15 protein-coding genes and 1 pseudogene are annotated in these 14,627 nt (G+C 64.9%); 9 read left to right on the forward strand and 7 right to left on the reverse strand.

All coding sequences use genetic code 11. The features are described 5' to 3' along the window. A pseudogene (locus G6021_RS00905) lies at window positions 1-377 on the reverse strand (hydroxyacid dehydrogenase); the annotation flags it as partial. Between the two features lie 246 nt (window positions 378-623). Between G6021_RS00905 and G6021_RS00915 the strand changes: the two are divergent. The 5 genes from G6021_RS00915 (at window position 624) to G6021_RS00935 (ending at window position 3,984) form a co-directional block, all read left to right on the forward strand. Continuing rightward, a complete protein-coding gene (locus G6021_RS00915; RefSeq protein ID WP_182609407.1) occupies window positions 624-854 on the forward strand; it encodes a helix-turn-helix transcriptional regulator in 231 nt (76 codons plus the stop codon). After that, window positions 851-1,381, forward strand: coding sequence for a hypothetical protein (locus G6021_RS00920; RefSeq protein WP_182609408.1), 531 nt, complete (start codon window positions 851-853; stop codon window positions 1,379-1,381). The genes G6021_RS00915 and G6021_RS00920 overlap by 4 nt, the downstream gene beginning before the upstream one ends. 196 nt (window positions 1,382-1,577) lie before the next feature. Beyond that, window positions 1,578-1,832, forward strand: coding sequence for a BatC protein (locus tag G6021_RS00925; RefSeq protein ID WP_179524352.1), 255 nt, complete (start codon window positions 1,578-1,580; stop codon window positions 1,830-1,832). A gap of 6 nt (window positions 1,833-1,838) precedes the next feature. After that, the gene (locus tag G6021_RS00930; protein ID WP_182609409.1) at window positions 1,839-3,062 is read left to right on the forward strand and encodes a cupin domain-containing protein; all 1,224 of its coding nucleotides are present in this window, start codon (window positions 1,839-1,841) and stop codon (window positions 3,060-3,062) included. Between the two features lie 97 nt (window positions 3,063-3,159). Continuing rightward, complete coding sequence (locus G6021_RS00935) at window positions 3,160-3,984, forward strand: sucrase ferredoxin (RefSeq protein WP_182609413.1); 825 nt, start codon at window positions 3,160-3,162, stop codon at window positions 3,982-3,984. A 10-nt stretch (window positions 3,985-3,994) separates the two neighbouring features. On the opposite strand, the gene G6021_RS00940 is transcribed toward G6021_RS00935, so the two are convergent. From G6021_RS00940 to G6021_RS00965, 5 genes are all read right to left on the reverse strand, one after another. Beyond that, on the reverse strand, window positions 3,995-4,537 hold the full coding sequence (locus tag G6021_RS00940; RefSeq protein WP_182609410.1) for a HEPN domain-containing protein: 543 nt from the start codon (window positions 4,535-4,537) through the stop codon (window positions 3,995-3,997). After that, a complete protein-coding gene (locus tag G6021_RS00945) occupies window positions 4,530-5,687 on the reverse strand; it encodes a DUF262 domain-containing protein (protein ID WP_182609411.1) in 1,158 nt (385 codons plus the stop codon). The genes G6021_RS00940 and G6021_RS00945 overlap by 8 nt, the downstream gene beginning before the upstream one ends. 1,114 nt (window positions 5,688-6,801) lie before the next feature. Further along, window positions 6,802-7,821, reverse strand: a complete 1,020-nt coding sequence (locus G6021_RS00955; RefSeq protein WP_182610253.1) for a DNA (cytosine-5-)-methyltransferase — start codon at window positions 7,819-7,821, stop codon at window positions 6,802-6,804. A gap of 210 nt (window positions 7,822-8,031) precedes the next feature. After that, window positions 8,032-9,138, reverse strand: coding sequence for a hypothetical protein (locus G6021_RS00960; protein WP_182610252.1), 1,107 nt, complete (start codon window positions 9,136-9,138; stop codon window positions 8,032-8,034). 74 nt (window positions 9,139-9,212) lie between these two features. Then, window positions 9,213-10,391 (reverse strand): phosphotransferase family protein, encoded by a 1,179-nt coding sequence (locus tag G6021_RS00965; protein WP_182610251.1) that lies wholly within the window; start codon window positions 10,389-10,391, stop codon window positions 9,213-9,215. Window positions 10,392-10,698: 307 nt separating this feature from the next. Between G6021_RS00965 and G6021_RS00970 the strand changes: the two genes are divergently transcribed. From G6021_RS00970 to G6021_RS00985, 4 genes are all read left to right on the forward strand, one after another. After that, the gene (locus G6021_RS00970; protein WP_182610250.1) at window positions 10,699-11,679 is read left to right on the forward strand and encodes an LLM class flavin-dependent oxidoreductase; all 981 of its coding nucleotides are present in this window, start codon (window positions 10,699-10,701) and stop codon (window positions 11,677-11,679) included. Window positions 11,680-11,736: 57 nt separating this feature from the next. Continuing rightward, on the forward strand, window positions 11,737-13,215 hold the full coding sequence (locus G6021_RS00975; protein ID WP_182610249.1) for a glutamine synthetase family protein: 1,479 nt from the start codon (window positions 11,737-11,739) through the stop codon (window positions 13,213-13,215). Window positions 13,216-13,338: 123 nt separating this feature from the next. After that, window positions 13,339-13,536, forward strand: a complete 198-nt coding sequence (locus tag G6021_RS00980) for an antitoxin VbhA family protein (protein ID WP_182610248.1) — start codon at window positions 13,339-13,341, stop codon at window positions 13,534-13,536. 4 nt (window positions 13,537-13,540) lie between these two features. Further along, on the forward strand, window positions 13,541-14,179 hold the full coding sequence (locus tag G6021_RS00985; RefSeq protein WP_182640477.1) for a Fic family protein: 639 nt from the start codon (window positions 13,541-13,543) through the stop codon (window positions 14,177-14,179). On the opposite strand, the gene G6021_RS00990 is transcribed toward G6021_RS00985, so the two are convergent. Beyond that, the coding region (locus tag G6021_RS00990) for an AAA family ATPase (RefSeq protein ID WP_241736367.1) at window positions 14,167-14,627 on the reverse strand (461 nt) is incomplete at its 5' end. The two genes, G6021_RS00985 and G6021_RS00990, sit on opposite strands and share 13 nt — an antisense overlap.

Here is a 14,627-nt window from a genome sequence, read left to right on the forward strand (position 1 = left end):
GCCGGGTCGACGGCGTCCTTGGCCCAGCGGGTGTGGGCTGACCGGACGACCTGCCGGGTGCCCGCGAGCAGCAGGGCCAGCGCGTGCTCGGCGACGCCCCGGGCGTAGAAACCGGATGCGTTGGTCCAGTTCCGGCGGTCGTCGAGCACGCCCGCGGCGACGAAGTGCTCGATGCCCGCGGTGCTGAGCGCCACCCACTCGACGTGGTCCGGCAGGTCCGGGAAACCCTCAGGGCCGCCGATCCACACCAGGACCCGGGCCTCGTCGAGCGACACCACCGAGCCGCCCTCGCCCTCCACCGCGGCGACGAGGTGGGGGTCGCGGGTGGGCTCGACGGCCACGCGCAGAGCGGCGGCGTTACCCGGGGTGGGGATCATCTCGGCAGGGCCTTCTTTCCCGTCTCGGCGATGGTGGACACGGTGAGGAGCCCGATCACGCAGACCCCGATCACCCAGTATGCGGGCGCCATGCCGCTGCCGGTCCAGGCGACGAGCTGCGCGGCGAAGTACGGCGTGGTCCCTCGACGACGACGACAACGCCCGCAGCAAAACGGGCCGAGCCGCCGCCCGCGAGAAGGTCAACTACTCTTGACACGAAAAGTCAAGGCTGGTTAACATCGGTCCATGGCAGTCCGAGAGTCCGATGCGGCCGGATCGAACCCGGTCCGGGAGTGCCGCAAGGTCCAGCGGGTCACCCAGGCCGAGCTCGCGGAGGCGGTGGGTGTCAGTAGGCAGACGATCATCGCGGTCGAGCGGGGCGACTATTCGCCGTCGGTGTATCTGGCGATCCGTATCGCACGGACCCTGGGGCGGTCGGTCGAAGAGCTTTTCATTCTGGAAGAGGAGTCCCGATGAATCAGCGCAGCAGCGTGTTCGACAGGCTGTCGGACCGGGTGATGAATCTCGACAGCCCGGCGTACGGGGACGAGCGCGAGCGCACCGTGTTCATGGAGGCGAGTGCATTCGGACTCTCGGTCGGTCTGTACGCGGGGCTGGCGGGGTCCGTCGTGTCCGCGGCGTTCGGCCTGATCCTGCTGCCGACGGCGCTCCTCGTGCTGACGATCCTGCCCGCGGCGGCCACCCAGTGGTACGCGCGGCGGCGGGGAGTCCACCTCAACGCCCTCGCCGAGAAGTCCGGGGCCAGGTCGACCATGGTCACCATGGTCGTGGTGTGCGCACTCATGGCCCTGACGTTCGCCGCGATGACCTACACCGTCTTCGCCGGTCAGCCACTCCTGCCCTTCCCCTCGGTCACGGTGACACCGGGGGATGGCCCTCTCGGGGGTGCGGCACAGGGCGCCGTGGTCGGTGGGATGGTCGGAGCGGTCGCCGGGATCATCGGTTCGATTCTGAGCTACCGCAAGGCGAACCGCCGGAAGTAGAGGCGGCGCTGGCGGATCTCATCGCGGCCGGGGTTAAGGAGCGAGCCAGCACTGGCCCGTCGACCGGTCGTGCCTCGAGTCCATCCGGTGGCATAGTGGCAATCGCAGCACCCCTCGTGTCCGGGCCAGTCCGGGCACGTGGCGACACCGCACGAATCCGTGCAGGTCAACGCCTGCACCGACGAGAGGATCGCACATGGCTATCAGTGACGACGACATGACGACCACCGGCAACTCGGGCGAGGGAGTCGCCGACGGCGGCTCGAACCCGCAGGGCCATGACGGCGGGGCCGACGGCTCGGCCAACAAGGGCGAGGGCACCGCTGACGGCGGCTCGAACCCGGGCGGACACGACGGTGGAGCTGACGGCGCGGCCGGCTCGGGCGAGGGTGTCGCCGACGGCGGCTCGAACCCGGACGGGGCCGATGGCGGCGCCGACGGCACGGCCTGAGCAGTAGTGCTCGAGCGGTGCGTCGCATGCGGGCGGGATGAGTTCGCGGCAGCGGTCTGGGGTCAGCGGCCCCTGCTGACCCCTGCGGCCGAGTTGCCGCGCGACTTCTCCGATCTGCTGTCTCCGCAGATGGTCGACGAGATCATCGCCGAACGTGGGGTACGCACACCCTTCGTCCGGATGGCGCGGGAGGGCACGCTCGTCGACCGGGCGTGCTTCACTCGCGCCGGCGGGTTCGGCGCGCAGATGCCCGATCAGATCGACCCCGACGGCGTGCTCACGCAGTTCGCCGCCGGGGCGACGATCGTCCTGCAGGGACTGCACCGGTTCTGGCCGCCGATCATCGACTTCGTCCGCGGCATGACCTCTGATGTCGGCCACCCGGTGCAGACCAACGCGTACATCACCCCGCCCGCGAACCGCGGGTTCGATCCGCACTACGACGTGCACGACGTGTTCGTCCTCCAGGTGTCCGGCACCAAGCGATGGCGCGTTCACGAGCCTGTCCACCACCATCCGCTTCCCGATCAGCCGTGGACCGATCACCGCGAGGCGATCGCCGAGCGTTCGAGGGACGAGCCGGTGATCGACGCGGTGCTCGAGCCGGGGGACTGCCTCTACCTGCCGCGCGGCTGGGTCCACTCCGCCGAGGCGCAGGGCGACACCTCCATCCACCTCACCGTGGGCGTGGCCCCCTTCACCGGGCACGATGTCGCGACGGCGATGATCGAGGCGCTGGCCTCGGAGGAGGAGTTGCGCGCGTCGCTGCCGCTCGGGCTCGCCCCGGTCGACGCCGCTTCTACCGGGGAACACACTCGCGGGGTGCTCGACGTGCTGGCCCGGTTGATCGCCGAGAAGCAGGATCAGCTCAGCGGTATCGCCGGCGACGCGCTGGCGACGCAGTACCTGGACCTCACGCGGCCCGCCCCGGTCCGCCCGCTGGCCACCCTCGACGCCGTGGCGGCCCTCGATCCCGAGACCCGGGTGCAGTGGCGCGACGGGTTGCACGGGCGGGTGGATGACGACGGCTCCGACGGCGCCGATCCGGCCACTGTCGTACTGAAGTTGCCCACCAAGTCGATCTCCTTCCCGGCGGTGTGCGCACCCGCCCTGCACGCCGTCCTCGAGGGCGCTCCCGTGAGCGCCGGAACTCTGCCTGGTCTCGATGCGGCGGACGGCCTGGTGGTTCTCCGGCGGTTGCTGCGGGAGGCAGTGCTGGTGTCGCTGTGAGGTCGGTGATCCTGTGACCAGGCCTGCGGACTGGGAGCCGTGCAGTGTGTCGGCGCTGCGCCGGGGCGATCGCCTGGAGGGCTCGGGCTCGCGGGGGATGCGCTGGCTCATGCTCGAGCTCTGCGGCCCCTGGGGGCATTCGGCGTTGCTCGAGTCGCCGGTGCTGTTGCCGTCCGAGTTGGGTCGGCAGATCGCCCAGCGCGCCCAGGCCGCCGACATTCGTGTCGCCGCCATCCGCCGGCCCGGTAAGCGTTCCGAGCAGCGACGGTGGCGGTGGGCTCTGGCCGATGCCCGGCCCGGTCAGGAATCGCTGCGGTGGGGCGAGGTCGACGGGCCCGAGGGGTACGCCGAGATCCCCCTCGACGGCTCCGCCGGCACACAAACCGATGAACCGCTGGTAGCGATCTGCGCCCACGGCAAGCACGACCAGTGCTGCGCGGTTCGGGGACGCAAGGCCACGGCTCTGATCGCGGAGCGCTACCCGGAGGCGACGTGGGAATGCTCACACCTGGGCGGCGACCGCTTTGCTGCGACAATGATCGTCCTGCCGCACGGGCTCTTCTACGGTCGAGTCGACTTGGCCGAAGACCCGGCCGACATCGTTACCCGCTACACCGAGGGCCGGGTCGAGCCACGCCATCTGCGCGGGCGGAGCAGCTACCCGGCAGAGGTGCAAGTGGCGCAGCATCATGCCCGCGCGCTCCTTGGCGACGATCGCATCGACGCTTTCGCTCCGCTGGATGTCGCCGAAGTAGCAGGACACGTGGAGGTGACGCTGGCGGGTCCGCACGGCCCGATTCAAGTGCACCTTCGGGAGTCCTTCTCCGAACCGATCTTCACGATGTGCCAGGCTCGGACGCCGGGGCCAGTGAGAAAGTGGGACCTCCAGAACGTGTCGGGGGATTCCCGGCCTGGATGTTGATTCGTGTACGCTACTTTTTCTTCAACGGCAGGCCATCCTTTCCGTATTCAACGACGGTATTTTTAATGAATTGTTCGAGAATCCAATCGTAAATGATATTGCAAAGCTCGAGATACTGTTCTGGCGCGTGTTTGGCTCCTGTTGGAAAGTCGCCGTGTGCTATCTCATTTCTTAAGTTGAGCAAGACCCCGAGGCGTCCCTTGAGCTCCTCATCGAGGACTTCGTTAAGGGACTCGAGATAAACTTCACCGAACCGTGACACTAGTGTTTCCATCGCATCTGGTGTCAAATTTGGAGATTTTTTAAAAAACGACCTCGAGAATTGGGATACTTCTCTGTTGGCGTTAGTTTCAATATACCAGGTTATGGCCTCATAGAACAATTTCTCTAGGAAACCGGCGCATCGAATCGCGTAATATCGTCTCAGGTCCTCCTGAAGCTTCGCGTTTTGAAGTAGGTCAATGCCCTCCAGGTGGGTTAGCGTATCGTACCTCGATATTTCTGATTCGAGGCTGCCCTTCAGGGAATATAGGATTCGACGGATATCAGCCATCTGCTGCCCGGTCGAAGGCTTCTATCGCCAGGCGAAGGCGTTGCTTAACGTTCGCTCGGTGCGATGTACTTCCAATTAGCGTCTCTTGAAACTCCTCAGAGCTTCGAAGGTGATCGATTCCCCTTTTGATATCGGCCTGGCTGGGAAAACTTGAGCCTAAATCATGGTGCATCAGAGATGCTAGGATGGAGTCTACGTAAGCCGCATTGATCGCCCCCCTGTTTCGAAGGCCGTCACTTCCATAGAGGGATGAGAGGGCGGCGGTAGCCGCCTCGAACGCGGTCTCCAATTTTCCGATGTCCAGGCCTTGGAGGTGCCGGTGTTTGGAGAGATAACCATTAAGCAAGTTCGACATAGACGGCTTATAGCTGTTGGTTAGGAAGTCAACGCTAGACGGTGGCTCGATACTGGTTTCAACCGCTTCCAGCAAGGCTAGCGAGCGAAGAATTAGCTCGTGGTCCTTTAGGCGACCGCCAGAGTTTCCGATTAGGTTCCGCCACTCGGATTTTCGGTTTAACTCGCGAATCCAATCTACGAGTTTCCCTCGGAATATAGCTACTCTAACTTCTTGGGCATTGAGGGCTACTCCTCCACTATTGAGGCGGCCGAAGAGTCTGTAGACTGCCCGCTTTCCTTGTTCGCCGTTAGGCTCAATGATTACTGCTTGGATAAACGTGTTCCGAAAACGACGTTTGTCTTCATTTGAAAGAGAATCATAGGAGACACCCTCGAACTGATCGACCACATCCTTAAGGACGAAGTCGCGGCCGTTCGCGCGTTTGCCAGATTTGAACTCACTCAACGTGAGAAGGCGCTGCTGCCCGTCTAGAACAAGGTAGCGTTCGTCCTCGTCTTTTACCATGAATATGCTCGGAACGGGCCACCCGAGAAGGATTGATTCAATGAACTTCTCTTTCCGTGGAATGCTCCAGACTGGTCCACGCTGAAAACCATCCAGGCTAGTTCCTGAGGATTCATCAGGGTCAAATCGCGGTATAACGATGTCGCCTTCGTCTAGCCGTCTGACTAGTCCGTCGATATCGAAGTCTGCACCAACGTACTTGAGTGCATCAGTTTCAAATTGGTCCTCGTCGGGGAGATCATCCTCGGATTCCATCCCGAGAATCTGATCTGTCGATGCTGTCTGCACTGGCGTAGTCTCTTCCTGTAGCGCGGGGGCTTCGTTCGCCCAGACTGATGCGAGGAGCTTGAGTCTTCGTCCAAGGCTAGCGGATAGTCTGAAGTAAGAGGGCAACGTCGAGTTCGCAAACGGGGCCAAGAAAGTTTCCGAGATTGGTATTCTGCGGAACGTGGACAGTTACCCCTCTCACGCGTACTCGCCCGACGGATCGCTCTGGTGGCGGCTCGACTTTGAACCTGGGAGCAGGCGCCCATTTGGCGACGAGCAGAAAATTGCGGCATACCTCGCGTCGACCAAGTCTGTGGGAGATGTCTTTACAACCCGGGAACTTCGAGAGCAAATCGGGCGGCGGGGCGAGGCCAACACTGCCGAGCACTTCCAGCGGCGTATTAGGGCATTACGCAGTACGCGAGACGGGTGGAGGATTGCCTCCTTTCAAGACGACAGAACGCTGCCGGCCGAGCACTATAGGGTCGACGAGATTGGTTGGCATCCCGCGATCGGTCCGCGGCCCAAGAACTCTCAAGCAGTATCCGCTAAGACGCGGTCACTGGTTCTGGATCGAGATGGTCGCAGATGTGTCATTTGTGGCGTGGGAGCAGGCGAGCCATATCCGGAGACCGGGTCGCCAGCCGCCATGACTATTGGACACATTGTGCCCCGTGATCGTGGCGGAAGCAGCGATGCGGACAACCTTCAGGTGGAGTGCGCGCACTGCAACGAGACTAAGAGGGCGGAAGGGGCAGGGTCAGAGGACTTTGACATCGTTTGGCCCGCGGTCAAGCGTTTGCCTACTAGCCAAGTTCGTCGAATCTCAGAATGGCTGGCGCAAGGGTATCGGACCCGGGACCGGTTGGATGACGTTTACGATCGCATTCGAATGCTGCCACCAGAGGAAAGGGCTCGCGTCCAGGCCGAGGTGCGTCGACTGCTTGGTAATTAGAGGCGGCCCGGTGTTCCAATAGCTCGGCGACAACATCCCCCGGGTTTGGCTCGCCAACGCTGCGATGGGATTATCGAGCTTGTCTTAGGCAGCGGAGTCCTCTACGCTAGACGGCCCGCCACTGTGGCACGCCCAATGCCACAATATGTATAGGGGGCGGGAGCTAGGGCGGTCAGGTTGCTAAACTTGAGCCCCGTAGATTTCGTCTGTTAATTCCGTGTTCTCGGTGAGTATTGTGTTAGGGGTCCGGTTGAGCGCGGTAATAATGCTGCTCCCCAATGCTTGTGCGACGGGAGGGGGGAAGGCATTTCCGACTTGCCGGTAGGCCGCTGTCTTTCTCCCAGAAAATTTCCAGTCATCGGGAAAGCCCTGAATGGCGGCTGTCATTTCTACGGTAAGCTTAGGTATTCCATCGAGCGGAAAGTCCGGTCCGGGGGCTTCGTCTGCAACCGTGCCACCATTGACACCCAACGAGGCCCAGGCTTGTCGGGCGCGTGTCGGCCCTAAGTCTGGCCCCCCGTGCTTTTTCGATCCACCAACCAACGTTGGTCCAATCGTATTCGCGCGCTTCGCCCATTCCATCGCACCTGGCCATCCGTTGGACGCCATATGTTGGTAGAGCACATCCCCGACAGTTGGCGGTGTACCTACTGGCTCGGGCCAGTGAAAGTGGCCTGCGTCGTTTAGGTTAATGCCGACGAGGACGAAACGCGGCCGCAGCTGGGGGACTCCGTGTTGCGCCGCATGAATGAGTTGCCAGTTAACGACGTATCCAAGATCCTCCAACCGTTCGATAATCTGTCCTCTATAGTCGGAGAACTTCGCACCAGCGAGACCGCGAACATTTTCGAGCAGAACTGCCCGCGGTCTAATGGCTTGTACTAAGTCAAGCGCCACGGGGAACAGATCACGTTCGTCATCCTGTCCAAGCTGCTTGCCAGCTATCGAGAATGGGGGGCACGGCACACCGCCTGCTACGAGGTCTACGCCGAGGAAATCGTCACCGTTGATATCTCTAACATCAGCTTCTATTACATTCCAACGCCGATCAAGGGGTACGTTCGGATTATCCCGATTCAGTCGCAATGTGGCGCACGCATGCGGATCAATTTCGACCACAGCGGCGTGAGCAAAACCGGCTTGTTCCAAACCCAGGGCCTGGCCCCCCGCTCCTGCGCAGATCTCAAGGGCAGTCAGCACGACTCAGAGCCTCCATTGTTGAACAAGCAGCATCACGCCAACGATAGCCCAGATCCGTTGGGCGGGGCTCGCGCGAAGGGCGCCGACACCGGCGCACGGGTTCAGTGGACGATGTCCATGGTTGTTCATGCGTCACTTTCTACAGCTCAGGTACGACAGGCTACGAACGAACCCGCGCCTCCTTAACGATGCTTTGGATCCGAAGCCGGCTCAAGCCGAGTTGGCCACATCCCCCCACCCGTCGAACCCCGACGGGTCGTGCCTGCCCATGTTGGCGTGCTCGAACAGGCCCCATCCCTCGTCGCCGTTGCAGGTCGCGCGCGCCACGTGGTCCACGACGTTGAACGGCAGCATGCCCACCACGTCGGGGGAGGTCATGTCGTAGGTGACGGACTCGCTCCAGTCGCGGCCCATCCAGCGACCGTGTGACCAGGCCGGGTCGCCCACGTAACCAGCGCCCATGCTCAGCGGGACACCGCCCAGGGTCTCGACCTCCAGCAGTAGTGGCTCACCCCGAGGCGTGGTCAGGTGCAGTCGGGCGCGCTCGGGATGTCGGGTGCCGCTGCGGTAGTCGACCTCCAACCGCGGCCAGCCCAGCTGCTCGATCCGCCCGTCGGCGAACACCCGGCTTGCGTGGTTCAGCGTGCGGTGCCCGTCGGGGCTCTCCTGCAGGATCACGACCATCGCGTAGTCGTCGAAACGCAGTGGAATGTAGGTCCACCAGAACCCCTCGCGCGGTTCGGCGGCCCACCGGCCCGGGGGATCGGACTCGCCGCTCGGGCGGATCCCCCACGAGCGGTCGCGGGTGCCCAGCCACACGTCGGGGTCGACGGAGAAGTCACGGCCGTCGACCGAGAGCGTCCCCGACCAGCTGCCCACCTGCGCGAAGCGGCTCGCGTCCAGCATCGCGCGCGTGCCCTCCAGTAGGACGTGCCGGTCCTCGAGTACTGCGTCGAACGACCCCTCCCACGTCATGTCCATCGACAGGTCCGGATGCTCGCAGACAAGACGCAACGACCGCAGCGGGTCGATCACCTCGATCCGGTACCCGCCCACGGTCGTCTCCAGCGACCGCGACCCGAGGGCGTCGGAGAACCGCACCGATCGCTGTGTGTCGCCGTGGCGCACCGTCGCGAACGCGTCCACCACGCCGAGGTTGGGGTACACCCCGAACCCGGTCACCAGGAACACCTCGCCGGTGCGGTCGTGCGCGTTGAAGTAGTAGCGGTCGTAGAAGTTCCGATCGCTCGTGCCCACCTGCGCCATCGGCAGCGGCGTCTGGTGGACGGGGAACTCGTCGAGCGGGGTGGGTTTCACGTGGATCCTCGGGCAGTAGACGAACGCTGGCGGGGTGGGGGAGAGGCTGGTGGGTGCGGGTCCGGCGGGCGAGGTCAGTCGGCGATGAGTTGCGCCAGCTTGGTGTGGTGCAGGACGTACTCGTCCGGGTGGGGTGGTGGTTCCTGTTCACCGAAGTGGATACGACGACGAGTGATCCGCGAGAGGATCACGGCCTGCCGCAGCCCGGCGTACACGTAGTAGAACGGCAGATCCCGGACCGTCGAACCCGTCAGCTGTTCGTACTGTTCGATGACCTCGCGGTGCTTGAACAAGTCCGGAATCCCGGGGAAGTCAAAGGCCACCGCGAGTTCCTGGAACACGTCGTGGAAGTACAGGAACCACCCCAGATCCACCTCGGGCGGCGCGATGGTCGCCATCTCCCAGTCCAGGACGGCGGTCGGTCGCGTCCCCTCGTAGAGAATGTTGCCGATCCGCGCGTCGCCCCAACTGAGGGCGTCCGGGCTGGTCTCGTCGGGCCAGTGGGCCTCGATCCAGTCGAAGGCTCGGTCGATGACGGGGATCGTCAACCCGTCCTCGCGGGTTGTCCACTCGTAATAGGCCCGCTGTTCGTCCACGTGGGCGCGCAGCGCACTCATGCCGGGCGCGGGAGCGAGCGAGGACACCAGTTCGGCGGGCGCCGGGATCTGGTGGATCGCGGCCAACACTGCGATGGACTCCCGCTGCAGCTGGCGTCGCTGTTCGGGGTCCATCTCCAGGAGCCAGCCGTCGAAGACGTACGGGGGGTTGTCGACCGGCGCCCGCCCGGTGGCCCGGTCCATCACCAGGAACGGCGTGCCGAGAACGGCCGGGTCCTGCTCCAGCCAGCGGACGCGCGGGACCGGCAGGTCGGTGTTCTCGCGGACCACCCACATCACGTCGAACTGTGTCTGCAGGTCGTAGACGGGGAACACAGGAAACGCGTCGTCCTGTGGGCACATCCGTGCCACCAACTGCGCGGACCGGCGCTCGGCCGAACCGGCCGGGGTCCAGGCGGCGCCGAAGAGCACCGAGATGTTGGACATCCCCGAACTCTCCGGCCTGCTCACCGCCGACACCTCGACCCCGGCGTCGGAGTCCACCTCGTCCCGGCCGGCCAACCAGAGGGTCAGGCGCTCGCGGAACTCATCGAGGTCGGCCTCGCCGGAGGTGATTCGTTGGTTGAGCGGTTCATCTGAACGCGTCGGTGTGGAAGTGGACTCGGTGGACGTCGCCGGCGTCGCGTGGTCAGTCATGTGGTCGGGACCCTTCGTGCGGACCTGCCGCGCGGGCGATACCCGCACTCGGCCCAGTGTGACCCACGGCACATAGAGAGAAACTCGAAACGCGCAACCCCGGGGCCGTTCCCGGCGGAGGGGACGCGCCCGTCGTCGTCGTCATATTCAGGCGTAGAGACGGGCCGCCCTGCGCCACCACCCCGGGGGTGGGGCGGGGCGGACAGGGGATCGGTGATCCGTCACCGAACGGCTCGCGTCGGTAGCCTCGGAGCGCGGGTCGTGCCGGCTCGAACTCCCAGAAGTGAACGCAGAAAAAGGTGTGCAGTTGTCGATCCCCTTGAGCATCCTCGACCTGGTCTCCATCTCCGACGGCTCGACCGCCCGGGAGGGCATCGCCGCCTCGATGGAGTCCGCGCGCCTCGCCGACCGGCTCGGGTACCACCGGCTCTGGTTTGCCGAGCACCACAACACCCCCAACCTCGCGTCCAGCGCCACGGCACTGTTGATCTCGCAGGCGGCCTCGGTGACGGAGAACATCCGCGTGGGCTCCGGCGGCGTGATGCTGCCCAACCACGCCCCGCTCATGGTGGCCGAGCAGTACGGCACGCTCGCTAACCTCCACGGCGACCGCATCGACCTGGGCCTGGGCCGCGCCCCCGGAACCGACGGGATGACCGCCCAGGCACTGAGCCGGTCGTCGGCCGAGCCGCAGGCCTTCGCCCAGCACATCTACGACCTGCAGGCGTGGTTCGGCGAGACCGGTACCGCGCACAGCACCCCGATCCTCTCGTCGGTCTCACAGGGCATGGAGGTGCCGATCTGGGTGCTCGGGTCCACCGTGAACGGCGCCTCGATCGCCGGTCAGTTGGGGCTGCCGTTCTCGCTGGCCTCGCACTTCGCGCCCGACCAGATCGACGACGCCATCCGCGTCTACCGGGAGTCCTTCAGCACCGAGGCGCCCACCGCGCGCATCGACACGCCCCAGGTGATGGCCGGGATCAACGTGATCGTCGCCGACACTGACGCTGAGGCGCAGCGACAGTTCACGACCCTTCAGCAGATGTTCCTCGACCTGCGGGCGGGGCGGCGGCGCAAGATCCAGCCGCCCGTCGACCCGGAGCAGTTCGCCGGCAGCTCGCCCGGGATGCTCGAGATCAGCGCGGTGGGATCGCCGGAGACCGTCAAGGCGCAGCTGGACGAGTTCGTCGAGCGCACCGGCGCCGACGAGTTGATCACCGTGACCTACGCGTTCGACCCGGCGGTGCGGAACCGGTCGATCGAGCTGCTGGCCGAGCTGTGGTTCTGAAACTGGATTGGTCCTGAGTCCGGTGGGGACTGCGCCGCGGCGCTGGTAGAACGAGGCATGGCCATCGACGCATTTGAACCCCACCCCCTCGTCCGCCTGCTCGGCATGCCTTCGGCGGAGTTCACCGCGAACGCCCTCGTCCGGGCGGTCGAAGAGCTGGGACTGGAGCAGGTGAACCTGCGCTACGTCGGCGGCGACGGCCGTCTGAAGACCCTGGCCTTCCCCATCAACTCCCGCCAGCACCTCCACGAGGTTCTGACGCGAGGAGAGCGCGTGGACGGCTCGAGCGTATTCCCCGGGACCGACACCGACGCCAGTGACGTCTACATCGTCCCGCGCCACCGCACCGCCTTCCTCAACCCCTTCGGCGAGCGGACCTCGCTCGACGTGCTGTGTTCCTTCTACCGCGAGGACGGCACGCCGCTGCCGTACGCGCGCGAGCAGGTCGTGCGCCGCGCCGCCGAGGTGCTGACGCAGGAGACCGGCATGACGCTCGAGGCCTTCGGCGAGCTGGAGTACTACCTCGTCAATCAGCCAGAGGCGCTCTTCCCCGTGGAGGAGGAGCGCGGGTACCAGGAGTCGGGCCCCTTCTCCAAGCACGAGCGGGTCCGCGAGCAGGTGCTGGGTCACCTCTCCTCCACGGGGGTGCCGCTGAAGTACGCCCACGGCGAGGTCGGCAACATCCTCGAAGATGACCGTCAGCTGGTCCAGCACGAGATCGAGCTCCAGCCCGTGCCCCTGGAGCAGGCTGCCGACAACCTCGTCCTGGCCAAATGGGTGGTGCGCGAGGTCGCCTACGCCCACGGCCTCGAGGCGACCTTCGCGCCACTGGTGAGCGGCGAGGGCGCAGGCAACGGACTGCACATCCACAGCCGGCTCGTGCGGAACGGCACCAACACCGTCGTCACCAAGCAGGGGATCAACGACACCGGGCGACGATTGATCGCCGGCTACCTCTCGGCGGCCAGGGCGCTGGCCGCGTTCGGCAACACGGTCCCCACGTCCTACCTGCGGTTCACCGCCGGCGACGAGTCACCCGAGGACATCTGCTGGGGCGAGAAGGACCGCACCGGTCTGGTGCGGGTCCCACTGGCCTGGGGCGGCGACGTGCTGGCCGACATGGTGGCCCACGCCAATCCCGGAAGCACCGAGCCCGTCCCCGAACCGGCCACGGACCCCCAGACCATCGAGTTGCGACTCGGCGACGGCTCGGCCGACGCGCACCTGCTCCTGGCCGGCATGGCGGTCGCGGCGACGCGCGGCCTGAACGACCCCGGGAGCCTGGAGCAGGCCGAGCACCTGAAGGCGGACTACAACGACGACTTCGAGCAGCTGCCCTCCTCGTGTACCGAGGCGGCCGACGTCCTCGAGGCCGAGCGTGGGGTGTTCGAAGCCGACGGCGTGTTCCCCGAGCAGCTCATCGACGCCGTGCTCGCGGGCCTGCGCGAGGCCGACGACAACACGCCGGGCGGGGAGGGTGCTGACGACGAGACCGCGCGGGAGGAGCTCATCCGCCGTCACTGGCACGTGGGGTGAGTCCCGCCGTGACGCGGCTGGACTCGGCTAGTGGCCCGGCGGGCGATGAAAGGACGTGGTGACGACGCCTTCTGTATGGCGGTACGACGCAGTGTGTCTGAACCGTCGACTATCCTCGAAGCCATGGAAGGTGACGGGACGACGAGGGCTCAGCGTACTCAGCGACGCGTCCGCGCGATTCGGTCTATTCGCCGCACTTCAGAATTGGAAGGGGCCACTAGCACGAGCGCCACGCGAGCTGACCAGCTCGCATATGCGCGTGGCACCATCAGTGCCTCCGAGCTGGGGGATCGCGTCCGCCGCCGGTACAACATCTCCTAGCCGAGTGCCGCACCCGTGGGATTCAGGGAGCCATGAACGGAATTGGTCCGGGTATTTCATTCCCGGTACTACAGTGCTCAGGAACAAGCTGAATATCTCCGTTGTTGGTGATCTCCGAGACGCGGAGAACGATCTTGTCGAAGCGCGGCTCATCGAGCTCCGAGAAGTCCCAGAGCTCTTGGGTGAGCGAACGTACGACCTGGCGTTCTTCCAGGCGATCCACCGCCACTTGTTTCAGGATGTCTACGCCTGGGCGGGCGATCTACGAACTGTGGGCATCGAGAAAGGTCGCGAGTCGTTCTGTCCGCCACTCGATATCCCACGGCCGATGGCATACGTGGCCCGGAGAGTATGGGAGTCGAACCGACTGGCGGGCATCCCGCCAGAGAATCTTCTCCGGGAAATTGCCCACTTATACGACTACGTCAACTTTGCGCATCCGTTCCGTGAAGGGAATGGACGCGCAACGCGTGAGTTCTTCGATCTACTGCTGTCCGAGACTGGCGTCGGGTTGGACTGGCAGCGAACTGATTCGGTTGAACTGCACAATGCGTGCCATGTAGCGAGATCCGCGGGTGACCTCGCACCGATGGAGAACATGTTCGCGAGGATCATCGATTCAGATCCCGCCTACGAATACTGATTCTCTTCTGGAAGCGCAGCAAGAAACCTATCGCTGAACCACCCCGGCGCGAGACGGGCGAACTCCGCGGGCTCTAGTCGACCTGCCCCCGCGGGCACCCGGCCGAGCACCGGGACCCCGGTCAGTCGGGGCAGATCCTCCAGGTTGAGGCGCTCGGCGAGATCCGGTTCGTACGGCCACGAGCCGATCACGATCCCGGCACACCGGAGTCCCGCTGACTCGATCGCGCGGACCGCGAGCTCGGTCTCGGACAGTGTGCCCAGTCCCGCGCGGGCCACCACGACCACCGGGGCGGCGAGTGACCGGGCGAGGTCGAGCACCGTGAGGTCGGTGCCCAGGCGCACGAGCACGCCACCGGCGCCCTCGATCAGGTCGAGGCGGCCGGTCGGGGTGGCGGGCTCCTCAGCAGATGCGGAGGCTTCGGAGGAACCGGCGTCGGCGCCGCCGA

Origin of the sequence: Dietzia sp. CW19, from assembly GCF_014145265.1 — a bacterium.
Taxonomy (GTDB): domain Bacteria; phylum Actinomycetota; class Actinomycetes; order Mycobacteriales; family Mycobacteriaceae; genus Dietzia; species Dietzia natronolimnaea.

Excerpts from the sequence above, each read along its gene's own strand:
- G6021_RS00915 (WP_182609407.1), top strand. The coding sequence starts at position 624 with ATGGCAGTCCGAGAGTCCGATGCGGCCGGATCGAACCCGGTCCGGGAG.
- G6021_RS00920 (WP_182609408.1), top strand. The coding sequence starts at position 851 with ATGAATCAGCGCAGCAGCGTGTTCGACAGGCTGTCGGACCGGGTGATG.
- G6021_RS00925 (WP_179524352.1), top strand. The coding sequence starts at position 1,578 with ATGGCTATCAGTGACGACGACATGACGACCACCGGCAACTCGGGCGAG.
- G6021_RS00935 (WP_182609413.1), top strand. The coding sequence starts at position 3,160 with ATGCGCTGGCTCATGCTCGAGCTCTGCGGCCCCTGGGGGCATTCGGCG.
- G6021_RS00940 (WP_182609410.1), bottom strand. The coding sequence starts at position 4,537 with ATGGCTGATATCCGTCGAATCCTATATTCCCTGAAGGGCAGCCTCGAA.
- G6021_RS00965 (WP_182610251.1), bottom strand. The coding sequence starts at position 10,391 with ATGACTGACCACGCGACGCCGGCGACGTCCACCGAGTCCACTTCCACA.
- G6021_RS00975 (WP_182610249.1), top strand. The coding sequence starts at position 11,737 with ATGGCCATCGACGCATTTGAACCCCACCCCCTCGTCCGCCTGCTCGGC.
- G6021_RS00980 (WP_182610248.1), top strand. The coding sequence starts at position 13,339 with ATGGAAGGTGACGGGACGACGAGGGCTCAGCGTACTCAGCGACGCGTC.